General features: G+C 58.6%; 21 protein-coding genes. 9 read left to right on the forward strand and 12 right to left on the reverse strand.

The genetic code is table 11. The features are described 5' to 3' along the window. From AC1MEE_RS01655 to AC1MEE_RS01665, 3 genes are all read left to right on the forward strand, one after another. Positions 1-732 (forward strand): adenosylcobinamide-GDP ribazoletransferase, encoded by a 732-nt coding sequence (locus AC1MEE_RS01655; protein ID WP_480416125.1) that lies wholly within the window; start codon positions 1-3, stop codon positions 730-732. A gap of 310 nt (positions 733-1,042) precedes the next feature. After that, positions 1,043-2,251 carry an MFS transporter gene (locus AC1MEE_RS01660; protein WP_480413486.1) on the forward strand — a complete coding sequence of 403 codons (1,209 nt, stop codon included), beginning with the start codon at positions 1,043-1,045 and terminating at the stop codon, positions 2,249-2,251. Further along, on the forward strand, positions 2,248-2,370 hold the full coding sequence (locus tag AC1MEE_RS01665) for a hypothetical protein (RefSeq protein WP_480413487.1): 123 nt from the start codon (positions 2,248-2,250) through the stop codon (positions 2,368-2,370). The genes AC1MEE_RS01660 and AC1MEE_RS01665 overlap by 4 nt, the downstream gene beginning before the upstream one ends. 104 nt (positions 2,371-2,474) lie before the next feature. Here the strand turns inward: AC1MEE_RS01665 and AC1MEE_RS01670 are convergent, their stop codons facing one another. The 3 genes from AC1MEE_RS01670 to AC1MEE_RS01680 all read right to left on the reverse strand — a co-directional run bounded on the left by AC1MEE_RS01670 (position 2,475) and on the right by AC1MEE_RS01680 (position 4,945). Beyond that, positions 2,475-3,743, reverse strand: a complete 1,269-nt coding sequence (locus AC1MEE_RS01670; RefSeq protein WP_480413488.1) for an OmpP1/FadL family transporter — start codon at positions 3,741-3,743, stop codon at positions 2,475-2,477. A 151-nt stretch (positions 3,744-3,894) separates the two neighbouring features. Further along, positions 3,895-4,374: a hypothetical protein gene (locus AC1MEE_RS01675; RefSeq protein ID WP_480413489.1), complete on the reverse strand. Its 480-nt coding sequence runs from the start codon at positions 4,372-4,374 to the stop codon at positions 3,895-3,897. Positions 4,375-4,720: 346 nt separating this feature from the next. After that, on the reverse strand, positions 4,721-4,945 hold the full coding sequence (locus tag AC1MEE_RS01680; protein ID WP_480413490.1) for a hypothetical protein: 225 nt from the start codon (positions 4,943-4,945) through the stop codon (positions 4,721-4,723). Between the two features lie 1,224 nt (positions 4,946-6,169). Here AC1MEE_RS01680 and AC1MEE_RS01685 point away from each other — a divergent pair. From AC1MEE_RS01685 to AC1MEE_RS01695, 3 genes are all read left to right on the forward strand, one after another. Further along, positions 6,170-7,534 carry a DNA recombination protein RmuC gene (locus AC1MEE_RS01685; protein WP_480416126.1) on the forward strand — a complete coding sequence of 455 codons (1,365 nt, stop codon included), beginning with the start codon at positions 6,170-6,172 and terminating at the stop codon, positions 7,532-7,534. Between the two features lie 130 nt (positions 7,535-7,664). Then, complete coding sequence (locus tag AC1MEE_RS01690) at positions 7,665-8,594, forward strand: DMT family transporter (protein WP_480413491.1); 930 nt, start codon at positions 7,665-7,667, stop codon at positions 8,592-8,594. Positions 8,595-8,756: 162 nt separating this feature from the next. Next, a complete protein-coding gene (locus tag AC1MEE_RS01695) occupies positions 8,757-8,879 on the forward strand; it encodes a PA1414 family protein (protein WP_480413492.1) in 123 nt (40 codons plus the stop codon). A 239-nt stretch (positions 8,880-9,118) separates the two neighbouring features. Here the strand turns inward: AC1MEE_RS01695 and AC1MEE_RS01700 are convergent, their stop codons facing one another. The 6 genes from AC1MEE_RS01700 to speB form a co-directional block, all read right to left on the reverse strand. Further along, on the reverse strand, positions 9,119-9,436 hold the full coding sequence (locus tag AC1MEE_RS01700; RefSeq protein ID WP_480413493.1) for a hypothetical protein: 318 nt from the start codon (positions 9,434-9,436) through the stop codon (positions 9,119-9,121). A 120-nt stretch (positions 9,437-9,556) separates the two neighbouring features. Beyond that, positions 9,557-10,297, reverse strand: coding sequence for an MBL fold metallo-hydrolase (locus AC1MEE_RS01705; protein WP_480413494.1), 741 nt, complete (start codon positions 10,295-10,297; stop codon positions 9,557-9,559). A 109-nt stretch (positions 10,298-10,406) separates the two neighbouring features. Beyond that, complete coding sequence (locus AC1MEE_RS01710; RefSeq protein WP_480413495.1) at positions 10,407-11,786, reverse strand: sodium:solute symporter family protein; 1,380 nt, start codon at positions 11,784-11,786, stop codon at positions 10,407-10,409. Between the two features lie 100 nt (positions 11,787-11,886). After that, complete coding sequence (locus tag AC1MEE_RS01715; RefSeq protein ID WP_480413496.1) at positions 11,887-13,407, reverse strand: purine-cytosine permease family protein; 1,521 nt, start codon at positions 13,405-13,407, stop codon at positions 11,887-11,889. Positions 13,408-13,449: 42 nt separating this feature from the next. Next, positions 13,450-13,836 carry a YybH family protein gene (locus tag AC1MEE_RS01720; protein ID WP_480413497.1) on the reverse strand — a complete coding sequence of 129 codons (387 nt, stop codon included), beginning with the start codon at positions 13,834-13,836 and terminating at the stop codon, positions 13,450-13,452. Positions 13,837-13,844: 8 nt separating this feature from the next. Beyond that, positions 13,845-14,795 carry an agmatinase gene (gene speB / locus AC1MEE_RS01725; protein ID WP_480413498.1) on the reverse strand — a complete coding sequence of 317 codons (951 nt, stop codon included), beginning with the start codon at positions 14,793-14,795 and terminating at the stop codon, positions 13,845-13,847. A gap of 317 nt (positions 14,796-15,112) precedes the next feature. On the opposite strand from speB, the gene AC1MEE_RS01730 reads away from it, so the two are divergent. Both AC1MEE_RS01730 and AC1MEE_RS01735 read left to right on the forward strand, forming a co-directional pair. Continuing rightward, positions 15,113-16,006, forward strand: coding sequence for a LysR family transcriptional regulator (locus AC1MEE_RS01730; protein WP_480413499.1), 894 nt, complete (start codon positions 15,113-15,115; stop codon positions 16,004-16,006). Between the two features lie 10 nt (positions 16,007-16,016). Continuing rightward, entirely contained in the window at positions 16,017-16,622 is a 606-nt protein-coding gene (locus AC1MEE_RS01735; protein ID WP_480413500.1) for a tRNA-uridine aminocarboxypropyltransferase, read from the forward strand. 3 nt (positions 16,623-16,625) lie between these two features. Here the strand turns inward: AC1MEE_RS01735 and AC1MEE_RS01740 are convergent, their stop codons facing one another. Next, the gene (locus AC1MEE_RS01740; protein WP_480413501.1) at positions 16,626-16,838 is read right to left on the reverse strand and encodes a DUF6316 family protein; all 213 of its coding nucleotides are present in this window, start codon (positions 16,836-16,838) and stop codon (positions 16,626-16,628) included. A 241-nt stretch (positions 16,839-17,079) separates the two neighbouring features. On the opposite strand from AC1MEE_RS01740, the gene AC1MEE_RS01745 reads away from it, so the two are divergent. Next, complete coding sequence (locus tag AC1MEE_RS01745; RefSeq protein ID WP_480413502.1) at positions 17,080-18,039, forward strand: DMT family transporter; 960 nt, start codon at positions 17,080-17,082, stop codon at positions 18,037-18,039. Positions 18,040-18,232: 193 nt separating this feature from the next. On the opposite strand, the gene AC1MEE_RS01750 is transcribed toward AC1MEE_RS01745, so the two are convergent. Both AC1MEE_RS01750 and AC1MEE_RS01755 read right to left on the reverse strand, forming a co-directional pair. Continuing rightward, positions 18,233-18,847 (reverse strand): NAD(P)H-dependent oxidoreductase, encoded by a 615-nt coding sequence (locus tag AC1MEE_RS01750; RefSeq protein WP_480413504.1) that lies wholly within the window; start codon positions 18,845-18,847, stop codon positions 18,233-18,235. After that, positions 18,840-20,234, reverse strand: coding sequence for a class II fumarate hydratase (locus AC1MEE_RS01755; RefSeq protein ID WP_480413505.1), 1,395 nt, complete (start codon positions 20,232-20,234; stop codon positions 18,840-18,842). Before AC1MEE_RS01755 ends, AC1MEE_RS01750 begins: the two co-directional genes overlap by 8 nt. Positions 20,235-20,321 lie beyond the last annotated feature (87 nt).

Here is a 20,321-nt window from a genome sequence, read left to right on the forward strand (position 1 = left end):
CTGTTGCCATTGTGGATCGCCCTGCAATTTCTCAGCAGCCTGCCGATTCGCCTGCCCGGTATGCCACAGCCGCAAGAACTGGGGCGCTCGTTGTTGTTCTATCCGTTGGTGGGCCTGCTGTTCGGGCTGTTGTTGATGGGCCTCAATGCGCTGTTGAGCGGTGCGCCGTCGATGCTCCACGCCGCATTGCTGCTGACCGCTTGGGTGCTGCTCAGCGGCGGCCTGCACCTGGACGGACTGGCCGACAGCGCTGATGCCTGGCTCGGCGGTTTTGGTGACCGCGAGCGCACCCTGAGCATCATGAAAGATCCACGCAGTGGGCCGATCGCGGTCGTCACCCTGGTATTGGTGCTGCTGCTTAAATTCTGTGCACTGCTGGCGCTGATCGAAAACCACCACAGCCTGGGCTTGTTACTGGCCCCGTTGATCGCTCGCAGCGCCATGCTCGGCTTGTTTCTCGGCACGCCCTATGTGCGCGCAGGCGGCTTGGGGCAAGCGCTGGCCGATCATCTTCCGCGCACGCTGGGGAAACAGGTTCTGCTATTGAGCGCTGCGGGCTGCCTGTTACTGGCGGGTATGAGTGGCTTGATTGTGCTGCTGGTGGCTTGCGTCTGCTTCTTCTGGCTGCGTCACCTGATGCTGCGCCGACTCGGCGGCACCACCGGCGATACCGCCGGTGCGTTGCTGGAGTTGCTGGAAATGGCGGTTCTGGTGGTGTTGGCGTTGGTTTAACACACAAATTCTGTAGGAGATCCCGCCCCGTCTTCGCGCACAGCAAACAGGGTACCGATTCTGCCCGAAGGGCGTAGGAGAGACCGGGACGCGTAGTTTTGTCTGCGAAAGCCATGACTCGGTATGCCTGAAAGACCGCAGCGTATGGTCTTCGCAGACAAGTCAGCTCCTACATGGGCCAGAATCTCCCGCGAGATCATCTCTTGCTCTTCGTTGACAGTCGCCATACCCGAGGCGTAGTTTACGACGCTTGTATTACAGGCATATGCGCCTATTTTTCAGGGTTTGATGAGCGAGCCGGAGAACAGAAATGACATCGGTCTGGCGTACCAGTGGTTGGGTTTTGTTGGGGAGTGCGCTGATCCTCGCATTGTCCCTGGGTGTACGGCACGGCTTTGGCTTGTTCCTGGCGCCCATGAGTGCGCAGTTCGGTTGGGGGCGTGAAGTCTTTGCCTTTGCCATCGCGTTCCAGAACCTGGTCTGGGGCCTGGCCCAGCCGTTTGCCGGTGCGCTGGCGGATCGCTTCGGTGCGGCGAAAGTGGTGTTTGTCGGCGGGGTTCTTTATGCCCTGGGCCTGGCATGCATGGGCATGGCTGATTCGCCGTTGTCGTTGTCCCTGAGCGCCGGTTTATTGATTGGTATCGGTTTGTCCGGCACCTCGTTTTCGGTGATTCTCGGCGTGGTCGGTCGGGCATTGCCGGCCGAGAAACGCAGCATGGGCATGGGTGTCGCCAGTGCGGCGGGCTCATTCGGTCAGTTTGCCATGCTGCCCGGTACCCTCGGTCTGATCGGTTGGCTCGGCTGGTCGGCGGCGTTGTTGGCGCTGGGCTTGCTGGTGGCGTTGATCCTGCCGCTGGTGGCGATGTTGAAGGACGTACCAACGCCGCTGACCGGGGGCGAGCAAACCCTGCGCGAGGCCTTGCATGAAGCTTGCACTCATTCGGGTTTCTGGCTGCTGGCCCTGGGTTTTTTCGTCTGTGGTTTTCAGGTGGTGTTCATCGGTGTGCATTTGCCGGCTTATCTGGTCGATCAACACCTGCCTGCCAGGGTCGGCACCACGGTATTGGCCTTGATCGGTCTGTTCAATGTCTTCGGCACGTACACCGCGGGTTGGTTGGGCGGGCGTATCTCCAAGCCGCGGTTGTTGACCAGCCTGTATCTGATTCGCGCTGTGGTGATTGCCTTGTTCCTGTGGATTCCCCTGAGTGAAACCACGGCGTATCTGTTCGGCGTCACCATGGGCTTGCTGTGGTTGTCCACGGTACCGCTGACTAACGGAACGGTGGCGACCCTGTTCGGGGTGCGTAACCTGTCGATGCTCGGGGGTATCGTCTTCCTGTTTCACCAATTGGGCGCCTTCCTCGGCGGCTGGTTGGGTGGCGTCGTCTATGACCGCACAGGGAGCTACGATTTGATCTGGCAAGTGTCGATCCTGCTCAGCTTGTTGGCTGCTGCGTTGAACTGGCCGGTGCGTGAGCGACCGGTAGCGCGGTTGCAGGTTCAAGGAAGTGTAGCGTGAGCAGAATCTGGCCCTGGCTCGGCGGCATGAGCCTCGGGTTTTTGCTGCTGGCGCTAGTGTGGTGGGGGTGGCAGCACGTCGGTTTGGGCGCGTTGCAATTGGGTATGAGCGTTTGCTAGGCATCACTCCAGCACTGTCACGAAAAAGCCCCACATCCATCACTGGCCGTGGGGCTTTTTCGTATTCGGCTGGCAGGCCTTTCAGCTTGCCATGAATGGGCTCATCAGAAGCGGTAAGTCACAGACGTACCAAAAGCGCTGGCGCTGTTTTTGTAGGTAGCGCTGTAAGCACCCTTGGTCGGGCTAATCAGATTGATCGTGGTGTCATCTTCCTTGAGGTAGGAGTAGGCCACGTCAATGGTTATGTCGTCTGTCGGGCTATAGCCAGCACCGAAGCTGATGGCCTTGCGGTCGCCAGTCGGGATACGAGGGGAACGGTCAGTGTTGTTGGTGGGCGACTGATCGACCGAGAAGCCGGTACGCAAGGTCCACTGCTTGTTCACCTTATAGGCCGCACCGATAGCGTGCGCCCAGGTGTTATGCCAGTTCTGTACTTCGGTGATGGTGCCCAGACCGCCAGCGGCCAACGGCGCGGGTACGTCCTCGTTGTTCACGACGATATTTTTCAGGCGGCTCCAACGAGTGAAGGTGCTGCCCGCGTAAATGGTCCAGTCGTCGTTCAACTCGTGAGTCAACGAGAAGTCCGCCGACTCAGGTGTCTTGACTTTCAACGATGCGTCGTACTTGCTGCCGTTGAACGGACCAAAACCGTCTGTGATCTCGGTTTTGCCCTCAAGCTTGTAGTCGACCATCGAGTGGTAGGTCAGGCCAACACGGGTTTTGTCAGTGACTTGAGCCAGTACGCCGATGTTGTAACCGAGGGCGGTGTCGTCGCCCTTGACCTTGACCTTGCCGTCAATGCCCAGTGCTGAACCGGCAGTCGGGGTGGCCGATGTCAGTTCGCCGCTGATGTGGTTGATGGTCGGACCAAACCCGATGGAAATCTTGTCATTGAACGCGTAGCTGACGGTCGGCTGCAACGTGATGACTTTTACGTCGCTTTTCTTGGCGAAGTAGCGACCAGCGAAGTTATGTTCATACTGAGTAACCAGACCGAAGGGGGCGTAAACGCCGACACCGAAGGCCCAGTGTTCATCGATTGGCTTGACGTAGTAACCCATGGGTACGGCGATCAGCGGTACCATATCGCCATCATTACTACCGCCAAATGGACGGCCGCTACCGTCACGAATGTCGGTGCTCGCATCAATGACTGCAGCGCCGAGGCTGATTTGTTCACGCTTGATGCGCGACATGCCAGCAGGGTTGCCATAGACAGTGCTTGCGTCCTCGGCTGACGAAGAACGTCCCGCGAAACCGGTACCCATGCCACTGATGCTCTGCTCGTTGACTGCGAAGCCTGAGGCGAGAAGTTGGGTGGATACCATGCCGATGGCGAGGCTAAGAGTGGTCTTGAGCATTACTTTTTTCATTATTAGAACTCCTTGGTGATCACCGGGACGGAAATTACCAACATTTTCGCCTCAGCGCCATAGCATGAATTACGCGAGTTTGAGCCTTTTTGTAGGACAATCCGCCAAAGTTGCGTCGATCTGCAGTGATCCTGCGCATTCGACGAAACTTTCAGGCGAGTTGAGGAAGTGTGGCGATACAATTTTGCCAAGCCGTTGTGAAGTCGCGTAAGCGACCTTGCGGCTGGAAGGTTTGACGCCAGATCCTGGCCATGCCCAGCACGTCGTTTTCAGAAGGCAAGGGCGTACCTTGCGCCTCGATCAGTAGCCAGGCGATGGCAGTGGCATAACGCAGATTGACCGTGAGTTCCAGATGCGGACCTTTGAGAAAAGCGTGCTGACTGGCGAGCCCTCGAACCAGGCTGGCCCGGTCTGGGTCCAGTGCCAGGTAGTCATCCCAGAGATGTTGATGGCGTAGTTCAGTGATGCGGTACAGCCCATGGCCCCGGCGGCTGTCCAGGGCGTCGCCAAGGGCTGATTGGCTGGCGGCGACACCGAGCAGCAAGGCTTCGGCAGTGGGGCAATGGCGGCCGAGATAGATCAGCGTGGGGCGGATCACGTGTCGGCATAGTTCACTGGCGGCGATACCCATAAAGCCCTCGTGACATCCCTGGTGAAACGATAATGGCCGGCGAGGCCCTGGCGCATGGCAGCAGTGAATCGGATCAGGCCCGCCGGAAGCGGGCAAGGCCGCTTGAGTTGAAGTGTAGTGTTATATTTCGAGCGTAAAGGGCTGTTTTTAAAATATTTGTGCCTGCAGTTTTTAGCTGATATATCCCTTGGTGCTTAGCTCATGCCTGTTTTGCAGGGGAAAAGACGCCGGATAATGCGGCCGGAATAGCCGCTACAAATGACAAATCGCGGGCAATAAAAAGCCCCGCTTTTTGAGGGCGAGGCTTTATAAGCGACCGCTTCAGCCAATGGCTGGCGTCAGGCCATCAGGCAACCAATGCCTGGCGCGTACGCTCGATCACGGCTTGCAGCGGCTCGGCGCTGGAGTACTGATCGGGGTACAGGCGCTCGCTGTGGCGAGCGATACCGTGTTCGTTGACGATGGTGAAGCTGAAGCAGCCTTTGCGAGCGGCCATGATCAGGCAGTTCATTGGTGCAAAAGCGTTGGTTAGGGTGCGAATGGCATCCTGAGTCTGAATATGAGTAGTCATGGTTATGGGTGTTTCCTACAAACGACACGGCATAAGACCGTGCAAAAATAAAACGTTCCAGTAAACGCGGGCCAGTGCTACCAGAGCAAACGTGGCGGGGGCGAAGAACCTGACTGGAACAAAGCAGCCAGTTGAAGCGCGCTTTATCGTATGGCGCTTGGGCTGACCGGTAGGTACTTAGGAGGGCAGGCAACACAACAATGGCAAAGGTTCGACGCCAGAGGTGGAGATCCTGATCAATTTGCAGGTTGGTTCGGTCAGAGCATGAGGTCTGCGAAACACCCTTCCTGTCATTGAGGAAGGCCGTGTGTCGAGTGCATGCCTGGAAACCATCGAGGTGGCCGATCCCTTGTGGTCGGCAACACTTTCACATTGGAAAAGCGCTTGCCGGGGGACTGTTTCGACCAGAATTGACTTTCAGCTTGGTACTAACGGCGGCAATACTAACGGATTGAATCGCAGATGGGAAGCGTGCCAAGCAAATAAGCTTGAATGGGTTGCGGTACATCAAGGGCAAACAGTGTAGCTGGCCGGGGCTTCGGGGGAAAGCGTTCGCCCCAAAAGGGGGAGGCGTTATAACCATCGGCAATCGAGTTGTGCACATTGGTGCAGCAACCTGTCACGCCACTGCCACATCCGGCCCTAAGGGCTTGATTTCTGGTAGTGAATTATTAAGTCAATGAAAAACATCGTTTTTTTTCGTTGGTGAAAAAATCGACAGTTTGAACGCAGGCCCCGTTCTATCGGCGTTCGCGAAGGTTCAGGGTGGGTTGTCCACTGAGTTATCCACAGCTTCTGTGGATTGTCCCACGTGCTTGCTCTAGTCCGCGGGTGCAGCAGAAATTGTGAGGAAATTCGCAAAATTCACAGCGGGAATGATTGTCTATCAGGGTGTCGGTTATTACCTTTTGGAATTAATCCTTTCGGATCAGCTTACTGGCTGGCGACCCTCAGGAGAGGAGCCTTGGCCTCGGACTTTACTCCGGTGAAAAAAAGAGTAGAGTCGCGCGCCTTCTTGTTCCGCCCCGCCGTGTGTATGAAACCCCATCCATGATGCGCCAGCGGACATGATCTCGGCGTACACGAAGTGAAGGGACAACTGGAGTTTTTATGGCATTGGACCTGACCAGCCTGCTGCTCGGCCTTGGTGGCGCAGCACTGCCGTTATTAGCCCTGGCCTGGCAGCTGCAACGTCGACTGGCGCAACGGCAGGCCGAGACCGCGTTGCTCGACGAGCGCCTGAGTACTGCGCAGATGGCGCAGGATGGCCTCAATGCCCAGCTCGATGCCAGTCGCGATGAAATCAGTGACTTGAGCCACGCCAATGCGGCCAAGCAAGCGGATCTCGCGGCCCTGCGCCGGGAAGTCGAACTGCTGCGTCTGGAACGCGACGGCGCCCATGAAGCCGCCCAAGGCTGGAGCCTGGAGCGCGCCAGCAAAGAAGCCGAACTGCGGCGTCTCGATGCGCACTGTGCATCGCTGGGCGCCGAACTGCGCGAGCAGCAGGAAAGTCATCAACAGCGTCTGAGCGATCTGCAAGGCTCGCGAGATGAGCTGCGTGCGCAGTTCGCGGAGTTGGCCGGGAAAATCTTCGATGAGCGCGAACAGCGCTTCGCCGAGACCAGCCAGCAGCAGCTGGGTCAGTTGCTCAACCCGTTGAAAGAGCGCATCCAGTCTTTCGAAAAACGCGTGGAGGAGAGCTATCAGCAGGAAGCCCGCGAGCGTTTCTCCTTAGGTAAAGAACTGGAGCGCCTGCAACAGCTCAATCAGCGTTTGAGTGATGAAGCCACCAACCTGACGCGTGCGCTCAAGGGACAGAAGACCCAGGGCAATTGGGGTGAGTTGATCCTTGAGCGGGTGCTTGAGCATGCGGGCCTGGAAAAGGGCCGCGAATACCAGACGCAGGTCAGTCTCAAAGGTCCGGATGGCGAGCGCTTCCAGCCGGACGTGCTGATCATGTTGCCCGGCGACAAGCAGGTGGTGGTCGACGCCAAGGTCAGCCTGACCGCCTACCAGCAGTATGTTTCCGCCGATGATGAAGTGATCGGTCAGGCGGCGTTGAAGCAGCACGTGCTGTCCTTGCGTAACCATGTCAAAGGCCTGTCGGGTAAGGATTACAAGCGACTTGAAGGCTTGCACAGTCTGGATTTCGTCCTGCTGTTCGTGCCTATCGAAGCGGCCTTTTCCGCAGCGTTGCAGGCGGAGCCGAACCTGTTTCAGGAGGCGTTCGACCGCAATATCGTGATCGTCAGTCCGACCACGTTGCTCGCGACGTTGCGTGTGATCGACAGCCTGTGGAAGCAGGAGCGCCAGAGTCAGAACGCGAGGGAAATCGCCGAACGGGCAGGCTGGCTGTACGACAAGTTCGTGCTGTTCATTCAGGATCTGGACGAAGTCGGCAACCGTCTGCAACAGCTGGATAAGGCCTACGGTGCTGCCCGCAACAAACTCACAGAAGGACGAGGCAACCTGGTCAGCCGCAGCGAGCAATTGAAACTACTTGGCGCCCGCGCCAGTAAAAACCTGCCTGCGGAGCTGCTCGAAAGGGCCATGACTGATGAAGACGGGTTGTTGCAGTTGCCTGAGTGATCACACGCGCAATCGATGCTTCCGAATAGGCAAAGGTCGCTTTGGCAGCCCACTTTTCGACCGTTTGATCAATAATCTGCAACCTTCTCTGCCTGGAATCTTCCATGCTCTGCCTGCACTACCGTCAATCATGAGTACCCCGCGCAAAAGCGCTGACTCATTCGCCCTGCAAGTCATGCTGGGCCTGTGCCTGATCTGGGGCATGCAGCAAGTGACCATTAAATGGGCCGCGCCGGATATCGCGCCGATCATGCAGGCTGCCGGGCGTTCCGGGATTTCCGCGCTGCTGGTGGGTATCCTGATGGTCTGGCACGGCGGTCTGCGACACATCGGGGCGACTTGGCGCGGAGGCCTGCTCGCCGGTTCTTTGTTTGCGCTGGAGTTCCTGTTTATCTCCGAGGGCCTGCAATTGACCTCGGCGGCGCATATGTCGGTGTTTCTTTATACCGCCCCGATTTTTACCGCGTTGGGTGTGCATTGGCTGCTACCCAGTGAGCGCCTGCGGCCTTTGCAGTGGATAGGGATTCTCCTCGCATTCATCGGGATCGCCACTGCTTTTGCCGGCGGCATGTCGTTGACCGGCATGGACCGTAGCATGCTGATGGGCGACGCTTTGGGAGTGTTGGCCGGGATGGCCTGGGGTGCGACCACGGTCGTGGTGCGGGCGTCCCGTCTGTCCGAAGCTCCAGTGACGCTGACGTTGTTTTATCAACTGATCGTCGGTTTTGTTGCGCTGCTGTTGATCGCCGCAGGCAATGGTCAGATCAGTCATGTGACCCTGACGCCCATCGCCATTGGCAGCGTGTTGTTCCAGGCGCTGATTGTCTCCTTCTTCAGCTATCTGGTCTGGTTCTGGTTGCTACGCCGTTACCTGGCGTCGAACATGGCGGTGTTCTCGTTCATGACGCCGCTGTTCGGTGTGACCTTTGGTGTGCTGCTGCTCAATGAGCCTTTGAGCTTCAACTTCGTCATCGGCGCGATGCTGGTGCTGTTGGGTATCACACTGGTCAGTGGCGAGCAGTGGATACGCCGGCGTTTTCGTCCATCCGGAAGGCGTTGACCAGACCCGGAACCGACGAGCGCTGCGTGAAATGACGCCCGATGTCACAAATTCTTTTCCGCGATGCCCGGTAGCAGGCGTAAAGTACGACATAGCACTATTATCTGTTAGACACGGCTAGCTGATAGTCAGTCGCAGAGTATTTCCCTGAAGGGGGGCATTATGAACAGCAAACTGCAAGAATGGCTCCATGACCTCGGCGTTGCTCTTGGCTTGATCGAACGGCCAAAACTGCAACCGATTCCGGTTCGTACTGATGATGAGCAGCGGCGTCCGCGTCGGTAAGTTATCGACTGTGTCATCATTGATGCGCTTCACACGCAGGCAATAAAAAGGCCCGGCTCCGCTGTTGACGAATCAACCGCAGAACCAGGCCGAAACCTTTGAAACTCTCTTTCCCTCTTTCGCGCGCGATCCAGCTCCAGCCCTGGCGCGCGGGTGATTTTCACGCAGTCGTTGACGACGGGAATCTTTCGCTTCGACCAGTGAGTCTTGCTCCGCGCGGCTCAGCCATTCTTCAGGTCTCACCGACGAGGTGGGTTATGCGTCGTACGATGCCTCGGCAAGTGGTGCGGGATATAGTCATCCGCATCAGTCAGCACCAGGATGACATCCACCAGCATTTGCAGGGTCAGATGCTCCGGCACTTTGTAGATGCGGTCTTTGATGCGGGTGGGGAAGAGAATGTCGAATTCGAACTCCAGCTGGTCGAGCAGATCCTCTATCTCGAAATCCTCTAGCGCCAGGTCCTTGAGCGTAGCGTATTCGCGAATCTCGGATTTATCGACCAGCAGGACGCCGAGTGTGTTGTAGAGGCGTTGCTGAATATCTAGCCGCTTCATGAAAGCGCCTGCTTCTGCCATGTCCAGAGAATTAACCCTGTACTGCCGAATTCAGGGACTCATGCGCGGCGTGTGGCTTGTGCTGCCCGCTACTTAGTAAGGCTAGCTCAATTTGAGCCATCAGCCCTGTAAGACCGAGTCATGCTCGCGCATCCACTGATCAATCAATGCCCGCAGGCGTTCCCCGGAAAAGCTCGGGAAGTGTCCGCCGTGCACGGTACGAATCGGCAATTGGCGCAGGCGCTGCAGGCTGGTGGCGTAGTCGTCGAGGTTGGAGTGGTAGGCGTCTTCGATCAGCGGGCCGTCATAGATGATATCGCCACTGAACAGGGTGCCGGTGGCGGCTTCCCACAGGCTGATGCCGCCCGGTGAGTGCCCTGGTGTGTGCAGTACTTGCAGAACGCGGTTGCCCAGATCGAGCACATCGCCTTCTTCGATCAGGCGTGTGGCGGGCGCGGCTTTGACCCTATATTCGGCGTAGCACAGTGGGCAGTCGGGATGCGCTTCGAACATGTCGTCGCCGACGAAAGCGCTGGCGAGGGTGTTGTCGCCATCGGGTTCGGCGAGGATCTGCGCTTCGGCGGGATGCACCAGGCGTTCAGCGAATTCATGATGCCCGGCGATGTGGTCGAAATGGCAATGACTGGCCACCGCCAGCAAGGGGCGCTCGGTCAGCCACGGCAACTGCTCGCGCAAGCTGACCAGCCCGGAGCCGCTGTCGACCAACAGGTCCTTGTCGCGCCCCTGGATATGCCACAGGTTGCAGCGATAGAAGGGCCGGATGTACGGCTCATGGATCAGGCGGATGCCATCACTCAGGGGTTTGACTTCGAACCATTTGTCGCGGCTGACGATGTTCATCGAGATTTTTCCTCAGCACCAAAAAAAACGGGTGGTATGCCATGTCCGGCATCCCACCCGCTCAAGCGGCCTAGGGTTTAAACGGCATAAGTCTAAACCGTATCCGGGATTAAACCGCTTGGGCCAATGCAACAGGACGAGGGGACAACAGGCTGACCGCAACGAAGCTGATCAAACCCACCGACAGGCTGTAGTAGATCGGCGTGTTGGCATCGAAACCGTCCTTGAGCATGAACGCCAATGCGGTCAGGAAGCCCAGCGCCATGCTGGTGATCGCACCAGAGGTGGTCGCACGCTTCCAGTAGATGGCACCGATCAGCGGAATCAGCATGCCGCCCACCAACAGGTTGTAGGCCAGGGTCAGGGCGCTGATCACATCGTTCACCACCAGTGCGATGGCGAGCACCACAAAGCCGGTGAGCAGGGTGAACAGGCGGTTGATCCCCAGGCTCGATTGTTTGCCGCCGCGCAGGCGTGGCAGCAGGTCTTCGGTCAGGGTGGTCGATGCAGCGAGCAAGCCAGCGCTGGCGGTGGACATCATCGCAGCCAGTGCCGCGGCGATAACCAGACCCCGCAAGCCGTCGGGCAGTGACACTTTAACGATGGCGGCGAAGGCGTTGTTGACGTTGTCCAGATCCGGCAGCAACACATGGGCAGCCATACCGATCAGTGCACAGGCCAGGCCGTAGAAAATGCAGTAAACACCGGCGATGGACCCCGCGTACTTGGCAATCTTGTCAGTGCGGGCGGTGAACACGCGCTGCCAGATATCCTGGCCGATCAGGATGCCGAAGAAGTAGATCAGGAAGTACGTGATGATGGTGTCCCAGCCGATGGTAGTCCAGCTGAAGCTCGCTGCCGGCAGCTTGCTGACCAGCGCATCCCAGCCACCAACGCGGTACATGCAGATCGGCAGCAGGATGAACATCAGGCCGACGGTCTTGATCACGAACTGGACGATATCGGTCAGGGTCAACGACCACATGCCGCCAATCGCCGAATAAATCACCACCACGCCGCCGCCGAGCAACACCGACATCCAGAACGGCAGGCCGAACAGCACTTGCATCACGGTGCCGATGGCGAGAATCGAGGTCACACCGATCATCAGCGCGTAAGCCAGCATGATCACTGCGCTGGCCTGACGGGCCATCGGGTTGTAGCGTTTTTCCAATACCTGAGTAACGGTGAAGATTCGCAGTTTGAGCAGCGGTTTAGCGAGGAACAAGTTCAGCGCGATGATGCCCAGGCCCAAGGCTGCGCACAGCCAGAAACCGGAAATCCCGTGTACATAACCCAAACGTACGGTGCCGACGGTGGACGCGCCGCCGAGGACGGTGGCGGCCATGGTGCCCATATACAACGTTGGGCCCAGGTTACGCCCGGCGACCAGGTAGTCTTCGTGGGTTTTTGCTTTGCGCATGCCGTACCAGCCAAGCACCAACATGCCTGCGGCATAAATGAGGACGACGAAAATATCTACAGCCATGAAAGGGTTACCCATTATCTTTTTTATGTTGAAGCGCAAATCAGACGCGGCTACGCGGCGGGCGGGTCAAACAGGCAGCCCGCCGCGTAGCAGTGATGGATCAGGCAGTTTGTCGTGAATCAGAGGTATCAGAGGTATCAGAGGTGTTTTGGCCTTGGCTGCGCGGATCATTGGGCGCATACACCGCCGCGGTTTCCGGGAACAGACTCAGCAGCAGGAAGTACACCACCGACGCCAGACCGAGGGTCACGGGCAGGCTGATGTCGATGCCCTGTGCCAGGTTGCCCAGCGGGCCGACGAACTGCCCAGGCAGGTTGACGAAGCACAGGCCGACCATCGCACTCGGGATCCAGGCGCCCATGCCACGCCAGTTCCAGCCGTGGGTGAACCAGTAGCGGCCACCTTTTTCACCACGGGTGAACACTTGCAGATCGTCCGGGTGGTAGTAACCGCGACGTACCACCAGGCCGATGATCATGATCACCATCCAGGGGGTGGTGCAGGTGATGATCAGCACGGCGAAGGTCGAGACGCTCTGCACCAGGTTGGCAGCGAAGCGGCCAATGAAGATGAAGGCAATCGACATCACGCCAATCAGCAGCGTGGCTTTGACTCGGGACAGCGCACGAGGGAACACGCTGGACATGTCCAGGCCGGTGCCATACAGCGATGTGGTGCCGGTGGACATACCGCCGATGACCGCAATCATACATACCGGCAGGAAGAACCAGGTCGGTGAAACAGCCAGCAGGCCGCCGACATAGTTGTTTGCTGCGATATAGTCCGGGGCTTTGATGGCCACGATAGTTGCTGTCGCCAGGCCGAACATGAAGGGAATGAACGTCGCGATTTGCGAGGCGATCACCGCCAGCATGATTTTGCTTTTCGAGGTGTTGCGCGGGATATAACGCGCCCAGTCACCGAGGAACGCACCGAAGGAAATCGGGTTGCTCATGGCGACCAGTGCCGAACCGATAAAGGCTGCCCAGAAGCCTTCTTTGCCCAGGCTGACGCTGCCAGCGAAGTTGAAGTCGAACGGGCCGGCGAATGCGAAGATCCCCAAGAGGAACAGCAGGCTCGCGCTCCACACGGCGACCTTGTTCACCCACAGCAGGAAGCGGAAGCCGTAGATGCACACGGTCAGCACCAAAATCGCGAACAGACCGTAGGCCAGGCCCAGGGTCAGGTCGTTTTCCGGTACGCCAATCAAACGCTTGGCGCCGCCGATCAAGGCATCACCCGAGCTCCACACCGACAGCGAGAAGAACGCGATAGCGGTCAACAGTGACAGGAACGAGCCGACGACCCGCCCGTGGACACCGAAGTGCGCGCCGGAGGACACCGCGTTGTTAGTGCCGTTGATCGGACCGAACAGGCCCATGGGGGCAAGGATGACTGCGCCGATCAGTACACCCAGCACAATGGCCAGGACGCCGGCCTGAAAAGACAGGCCGAATAGCACCGGGAAGCTGCCGAGTACAGCGGTAGCGAATGTGTTGGAACCGCCGAAAATCATGCGGAACAAATCACGGGGTGTGGCGTTGCGTGCGTTATCCGGGATCTGTTCGACCCCGAATGTCTCGATGCTGGTGATGCTTTGCTCGTCGTTATTGTTATTCATGATCTGCTCCGATCATTGTATTGGGCTTAAGGAGGGCAGCCTTCAGGGTGTTGCAGACAAATGTTCGTGACAGGCCAGCCAACGACCTTCTTGTTGTCGGCGAAACACAATGGTTTCGCGTTCCTGGCTGAAGCTCTGTTCCCCTTGCATGCGCAGCTCTGTGGCCACGTCATGAATAAAAATCGCGACATCACCTTGCAGGCTGACGTGAGCATTGCTGGAAATGCAGCTGAGGACTTCGAAACCCTCCAGTCGCCAGCTGTCCCACAACGCCTGATAGGCATCGCGCGTCAGCAGCGGCTGTTCGAGGGTATAAAACACGAAGCTGGCGTCGGCGCTGAAAGCACCGAAGTAAGCTTCGCGATCATTCTGGGCAAACGCCGTCACCAGGTCGGCGGCGGCTTGCAGGACGGCCTTAGGGTCGATCATGGTCATCCTTAGCGGTGTGCTACGCCAGGAAGTACGCAGAGCATCTCGTACAACAGATTGGCGCCCAGCAGCGAGGTATTACCGGTGGTGTCGTAAGGCGGCGAAACTTCGACCAGATCGCAACCGATCAGGTCGAGGCCCTGGCAGCCACGGATGATTTCGATCGCTTGAATGGTGGTCAGACCGCCAATTTCAGGGGTACCGGTACCGGGTGCCCAGGCTGGATCGATACCGTCGATATCGAAGCTCAGGTAGACCGGGCCGCCGCCGACCTTTTCGCGGACTTCAGCCATCAGTTCAGCGAGGGATTTGTGCCAGCATTCTTCGGCCTGAACCACGCGGAAGCCTTGTTTGCGGCTCCAGTTGAAGTCTTCGGCGGTGTAGCCCTGAGCGCGCAGACCGATCTGTACCACACGATCGCAATCGAGCAGGCCTTCTTCGACAGCACGGCGGAAGGTGGTGCCATGGGCGATTTTCTCGCCAAACATGTGATCGTTGACGTCAGCGTGAGCGTCGATGTGCACCAGACCGACCTTGCCGTGCTTTTTATGAATCGCACGCAGGATTGGCAGGGTAATGGTGTGGTCGCCGCCCAGGGTCAGGGGGATCACATCATGTTCGAGAATCTCGTTATAGGACTCTTCGATGATGCGCACGGCGTCGAGCAGGTTGAAGGTGTTGATCGCCACGTCGCCGATATCGGCCACGGACAGGGAGTCGAAAGGTGCGGCGCCGGTGGCCATGTTGTACGGACGAATCATCACCGATTCAGCGCGAATCTCACGTGGCCCGAAGCGGGTGCCAGGGCGCAGCGAAGTGCCAATGTCCAGCGGGACACCAATAAAGGCAGCATCCAGGCCGGCGGCCGATTGCAAGTGGGGTAGGCGCATCATGGTGGCGATGCCGGCGAAGCGCGGCATTTCGTTGCCGCCCAGTGGTTGGTGAAAAATCTTTTCCACGGGATTGCCTCATCGTTATTGTGGTGTGAGTGGATTCTGCAAAGTGCGGGGGGTGGAAAGAATCGCTGAGGCGAAATACTTAGTTCAGAGATTTCTAAACTAACGAGCAAATCGGTAGACTGCGCCTTAACGCGATCCCTCTGTAGGAGCTGACTTGTCTGCGATCCGTCCGGGGTCGCGTCCGACCGAAGCGCTGGCAAAAATGGTGAATTTACCGCCGCAGGAAAGTCCTTCGGGTCGGACGCGACCCCGGCTTATCGCAGACAAGTCAGCTCCTACAGAGGTTGTGCTGAAGTTATCCATTTTTCGGAAGCCCCATGGCCAACGCCTTACCCGACCTGAAACTGTTGCGCATCTTCGCCAGCGTGGTGCGCCATCAGGGTTTTGCCAGCGCGCAGCAGGAATTGAACCTGTCGACCTCGGCCATCAGCACTTACATGAGTCAGCTCGAAGCGGCGTTGGGTCTTGTGTTGTGTCATCGCGGCCGGGGCGGTTTCAGCCTGACCAGCAAGGGCGAGCTGTTCCATCAGGAAACCCTGCGCCTGCTCGGTGAGCTGGAAGGTTTCGAGCAATATGCCGCGGCGCTCAAAGGTGAACTGCGGGGCACACTCAATCTCGGCGTGATCGACTCCACGGTCAGCGACCGGGCGCTGCCGTTCGCCGAAGCCATTGGCGCCTACAGCCAGGAACATCCGGCGGTGCATTTGCACCTGTCGGTGATGAGCCCTTACGAGTTACAGCTCGGCGTGCAGGACAACCGTCTCGATCTGGCCATCGGCGCGTTTTCCACGCGCATGAGCGGGCTGGTCTATCAGCCGTTGTATCGTGAGCAACACTGGCTGTATTGCAGTAATCGCCATCCGCTGTTCTCTGAGCGGCGCATCCCCGAGCAAGTCATCACTCAGCAACGTATGGTCGGACGTGGTTATTGGAGTCAGGCCGAGCTGGCGCGTCACGGCTTCAAGCACAGCGCGGCGACGGTGGAGAGTATGGAGGCGCAGCTGATTCTGGTGCTGTCCGGCGCTTACATCGGCTACCTGCCGGAGCACTACGCTCAAGCCTGGACCGACTCCGGTCATTTGCGGGTCTTGCTGCCGGCGACGTTCGGTTATCAGGCGCCGTTCTCGATGATCGTGCGTCGCGGGCGCAGTCGCGAGCCGCTGATTCAGACTTTCCGCGACCTGCTCAAGGCGCAGCTCAACCAGAGCTGAGGAGAACACCATGTCCCGCGTCCAATGTGCCCGTTGCTTGCGCCCTGAAACCCATTGCTTGTGTGCGCTGATTCCACAACTCGATAGCCGTACCCGGGTGCTGATTCTGCAGCACCCCAGCGAGGTCAATCATGCCCTGAACACCGCGCGGCTGGCGGTGTTGGGGCTGAACAATGCCGAGTTGGTGGTGGGCGAGGTGTTCGATGATTTGCCCGCGTTGCTGAGCCGGCCCGGTTATCGGGCGCGACTGCTGTTTCCCGCTGACAATGCACAGCCGTTGGCGGCCTATCAGAGCGATGCGGGTGAGGGTGAAAACAGGCCGCTGCTGTTGGTGGTGCCGGACGGCACTTGGCGTAAAGCTCGCAAACTATTGCATCTGAACCCGCTGTTGGCGGCGTTGCCACGGGTGAGCCTGACAAAAACCGCGACCTCGCGCTATCGACTGCGCAAAGCGCCCGGGCCGGATGCGTTGTCGACGGTGGAGGCGATTGTCGGGGCATTGCAGACGCTGGAAGCACCTGAAACGTTCGAGGCGCTATTGCGTCCTTTCGAAGCGTTGATCGACGGACAGATTGTAGCGATGGGCGAAGACACCTATCGGCGCAATCATCTTTGAGCGTTAGCCGTTAAATGAGGATTGTTGAGCCGCCTTGGCCCGAATCATTCGCTGGACATACGCCTCGGTTTCACGCTCTGCGTCGGTACGGTTGGGAAACGGACCTTCCAGGGTGTTTTCCCGGGTGCTGAAAAAGTACTGCCCGTTGACCAGCGAAACACGATCACAGCGATAGTGAACGGTCGGGTTTGGATCTTGTGCGCGCTTTCCGAACATGGCCGTTACCTGATGAGGCTGGACGTAGTGGACAGCTGGAGGTGGAACACAACTAGGCACTAGCTTAGATCTTGTCCACCGCACGCAGTAAAACATCTGATCGGTGGCAGGGCGCCGCTACAAGCACAATTTCCTGGCATCTCTCCCCGCAACTGTCACTGTGTCGTCGGGTGATCGAGGCCTAGAATGACTGCTTGCTGCACTTTCTTTTTTACTGCGCTTCTATATCGAGAACTCTCCCATGCATGTTTCTTCCGGCCGTTGGTTGTACGGCCTGTCACTGGCGCTGGTGACAGCGGTGCTTTGGGGCATCCTGCCGGTCAAGCTCAAGCAAGTGCTGCAAGTGATGGACCCGGTGACGGTGACCTGGTTTCGGCTGTTGGTTTCGGGGGCGTTGCTGTTTGTCTGGCTGGCATCGGTGAAACGTTTGCCGAGCTTCAAACCGTTGGGACGCAGGGGCAAAGGGTTGGTGGCGCTGGCGGTCCTGGGGTTGGTGGGCAACTACGTGCTGTACCTGATCGGCCTTAGAATGCTCAGCCCCGGCACCACGCAACTGGTGATCCAGATGGGGCCGATCCTGTTGCTGATCAGCAGTATTTTCCTGTTCAAGGAGCGCTTCAGTCTGGGGCAGGGGGTAGGCCTGTTGGTGCTGCTGATCGGCTTCGGTCTGTTCTTCAATCAGCGGCTGCTGGAGTTGCTGACGTCCTTGGGTGACTACACGGCCGGGATCCTCACGGTGCTGCTGGCGTCTGCGGTCTGGACGTTTTATGGCTTGAGCCAGAAACAGTTGCTGACGGTGTGGAATTCTCAGCAGGTGATGATGGTGATTTACCTGTTCTGCGCGTTGCTGGTGACCCCGTGGGCGCATCCATTGGAAGCGTTGGAACTCAGCCCGCTGCAAGGCTGGTTATTGCTGGCCTGTTGCTTGAACACGCTGGTGGCGTACGGCGCCTTTGCCGAAGCGCTGGCTCATTGGGAAGCTTCGCGGGTCAGTGCGACGCTGGCGATTACGCCCCTGGTGACCTTTGCCTCGGTGGCGGCTGCAGCCTGGTTGTGGCCCGATTATGTACAGGCCGAGGACATCAATGGTCTGGCTTACGCCGGCTCAGTGCTGGTGGTGTTGGGTTCAGTCCTCATTGCCCTGGGCCCGTCATTGATGGCCGGCTTGCGTGCGCGGCGGGCGCGGATGGCAGGGGTGTAGAGGAGGGCCAACAGGCCGCGTCGGTCCATTCGCAGGCCAGGGGGGACGCATTCCTGTAGGAGCTGCCGAAGGCTGCGATTGGCCGCGAAGCGGTCATGATCTTTGAGTCGCATGAAGGTCATTCTGACCTTATCGCGGCCTTCGGCAGTCCATCCAATTACAGGTGGTCTGCGGCCGTGGTGAAGGCTAGCCCCTAAACCCGCCCCAACTGCTCCGCCTCGCGCAACCATGTCTGCCGTTGCTCTTCGGAAGAGCTGTGCACGGGAGCGAATTCACTCAGGCGTTGGGTCTTGATCCCGCAAAAATCCAGAATCGTGCGCACCATCTGCCGGTGCGCCGGGGCGCCGTAGACCCAGCGGAAGTAGCGCGGCGTGGTGTCCATGGTCACCAACAGTTCGGCGGTGCGCCCCCTGAGCAGCTCGTTCGAAGGGTGTTTGCGACCATGGGCCTTGAAGGCAAAACCGGGCAGAAACACCCGGTCGAAAAAGCCGCTGAGCAACCCCGGCAGGCCGCCCCACCATACCGGGTAAACAAACACCAGGTGCTCGGCCCAATGAATCTGTCGCTGGGCATCCAGCAGATCTGGCTCCAGGTTCTGGCTCTGTTCGTAGCCGAAACGCAGCACCGGATCGAACTCCAACTCGCCTAACTTAAGCATCCGCACCACATGCCCCTCGCTACGTGCGCCGTGGGCATAAGCTTCACCCAGCGCGTGGCAGAGGCTGACGGCTTTCGGCGTACCGAAAATCATCAGGATGCGTTTGCCGTACCCTTCCAGTGGGGTGGCGCCGCTTTTCGGATCAACCATTGCTGCCCGCCTCCAGCATTTTTTCCGGACGCACCCAGGCATCGAATTGCTCTTCGGTCAGATAACCCAATGCCAGGGAGGCTTCGCGCAGGGTCAACCCCTCGCTGTAGGCCTTCTTGGCGATCTGTGCCGACTTGTCGTAACCGATATGCGGGTTCAACGCGGTCACCAGCATCAAGCCGCGTTCCAGATGCTCTGCCATTTTCGCGGCATCCGGTTCCATTCCGGCGACGCAATGCTGCTGGAAGTTGATGCAGCCATCGCCCAGCAGGCGAATCGATTGCAGCAGGTTGTGAATGATCACCGGCTTGAACACGTTCAATTGCAGATGGCCCTGACTGGCGGCGAAGCCGATGGCAACGTCATTGCCGAGTACTTGGCAGGCCAGCATCGACAGTGCTTCACACTGGGTCGGGTTGACCTTGCCGGGCATGATCGAACTGCCTGGTTCATTGGCCGGCAGCTTGACTTCGGCCAGCCCGGCGCGTGGGCCGGAGCCGAGCAGGCGCAGGTCATTGGCGATTTTCATCAGGGTCACGGCCAGGGTTTTCAGGGCGCCCGACAAGGCGGTCAGCGGCTCATGACCCGCCAGTGCGGCAAATTTGTTCGGCGCAGTGACGAACGGCAAGCCGGAGAGGGCGGCCAATTCGGCGGCAATCGCTTCGGCAAAGCCATGCGGCGCGTTCAGCCCGGTGCCGACGGCGGTACCACCCTGGGCCAGCTCACACACTGCCGGCAAGGTATTGCGAATCGCCCGTGCGGCGTAATCAAGCTGCGCGACATAGGCCGAGAGCTCCTGGCCAAAAGTGATCGGCGTGGCATCCATCATGTGGGTGCGGCCGGTTTTGACCAGTTGCATGTGCCGCGCCGACTGTTCGGACAAGCCATTGGCCAACTCGGCAATCGCTGGCAGCAGGTGGTACTGAACCGCCTGCACAGTGGCAATGTGCATCGCCGTCGGGAAACAATCGTTAGAGCTTTGCGAGCGGTTCACGTGATCGTTGGGGTGCACCGGCGCTTTGCCGCCGCGACCTTTGCCCGCCAGCTCGTTGGCGCGCCCGGCGATCACTTCGTTGACATTCATATTGCTCTGGGTCCCGCTGCCGGTCTGCCAGACCACCAGTGGGAATTGCTCGTCAAGTTTACCGCTGAGCACTTCGTCGGCCGATTGTTCGATCAGGCGCGCGATATCGGCAGGCAGGTCACCGTTGCGGTCATTGACTCGGGCTGCGGCTTTCTTGATCAGCGCCAGGGCGTGCAGCACTGCCAGTGGCATGCGTTCGTTGCCAATCGCAAAATTGATCAGCGAGCGTTGAGTCTGTGCCCCCCAATAAGCGTCGGCGGGTACCTCGATCTGACCAATGCTGTCGGTTTCGATACGGCTCATCGGGCTCACTCCTCAACGTATGAATGCGCAGTTTAGGCTCAGTTAATCCGGATGGGTTCCCTTGGTGTGCTTTTTCACCACTGGCTA

It is taken from the genome of Pseudomonas sp. ASL3 (genome assembly GCF_056680425.1).

Excerpts from the sequence above, each read along its gene's own strand:
- AC1MEE_RS01710 (WP_480413495.1), bottom strand. The coding sequence starts at position 11,786 with ATGGCTGTAGATATTTTCGTCGTCCTCATTTATGCCGCAGGCATGTTG.
- AC1MEE_RS01735 (WP_480413500.1), top strand. The coding sequence starts at position 16,017 with ATGTCCCGCGTCCAATGTGCCCGTTGCTTGCGCCCTGAAACCCATTGC.
- AC1MEE_RS01660 (WP_480413486.1), top strand. The coding sequence starts at position 1,043 with ATGACATCGGTCTGGCGTACCAGTGGTTGGGTTTTGTTGGGGAGTGCG.
- AC1MEE_RS01750 (WP_480413504.1), bottom strand. The coding sequence starts at position 18,847 with ATGGTTGATCCGAAAAGCGGCGCCACCCCACTGGAAGGGTACGGCAAA.
- AC1MEE_RS01690 (WP_480413491.1), top strand. The coding sequence starts at position 7,665 with ATGAGTACCCCGCGCAAAAGCGCTGACTCATTCGCCCTGCAAGTCATG.
- AC1MEE_RS01680 (WP_480413490.1), bottom strand. The coding sequence starts at position 4,945 with ATGACTACTCATATTCAGACTCAGGATGCCATTCGCACCCTAACCAAC.
- AC1MEE_RS01720 (WP_480413497.1), bottom strand. The coding sequence starts at position 13,836 with ATGATCGACCCTAAGGCCGTCCTGCAAGCCGCCGCCGACCTGGTGACG.
- AC1MEE_RS01730 (WP_480413499.1), top strand. The coding sequence starts at position 15,113 with ATGGCCAACGCCTTACCCGACCTGAAACTGTTGCGCATCTTCGCCAGC.
- AC1MEE_RS01715 (WP_480413496.1), bottom strand. The coding sequence starts at position 13,407 with ATGAATAACAATAACGACGAGCAAAGCATCACCAGCATCGAGACATTC.
- AC1MEE_RS01695 (WP_480413492.1), top strand. The coding sequence starts at position 8,757 with ATGAACAGCAAACTGCAAGAATGGCTCCATGACCTCGGCGTTGCTCTT.
- AC1MEE_RS01675 (WP_480413489.1), bottom strand. The coding sequence starts at position 4,374 with ATGGGTATCGCCGCCAGTGAACTATGCCGACACGTGATCCGCCCCACG.
- AC1MEE_RS01705 (WP_480413494.1), bottom strand. The coding sequence starts at position 10,297 with ATGAACATCGTCAGCCGCGACAAATGGTTCGAAGTCAAACCCCTGAGT.
- AC1MEE_RS01745 (WP_480413502.1), top strand. The coding sequence starts at position 17,080 with ATGCATGTTTCTTCCGGCCGTTGGTTGTACGGCCTGTCACTGGCGCTG.
- AC1MEE_RS01670 (WP_480413488.1), bottom strand. The coding sequence starts at position 3,743 with ATGAAAAAAGTAATGCTCAAGACCACTCTTAGCCTCGCCATCGGCATG.
- AC1MEE_RS01700 (WP_480413493.1), bottom strand. The coding sequence starts at position 9,436 with ATGAAGCGGCTAGATATTCAGCAACGCCTCTACAACACACTCGGCGTC.
- AC1MEE_RS01755 (WP_480413505.1), bottom strand. The coding sequence starts at position 20,234 with ATGAGCCGTATCGAAACCGACAGCATTGGTCAGATCGAGGTACCCGCC.
- AC1MEE_RS01740 (WP_480413501.1), bottom strand. The coding sequence starts at position 16,838 with ATGTTCGGAAAGCGCGCACAAGATCCAAACCCGACCGTTCACTATCGC.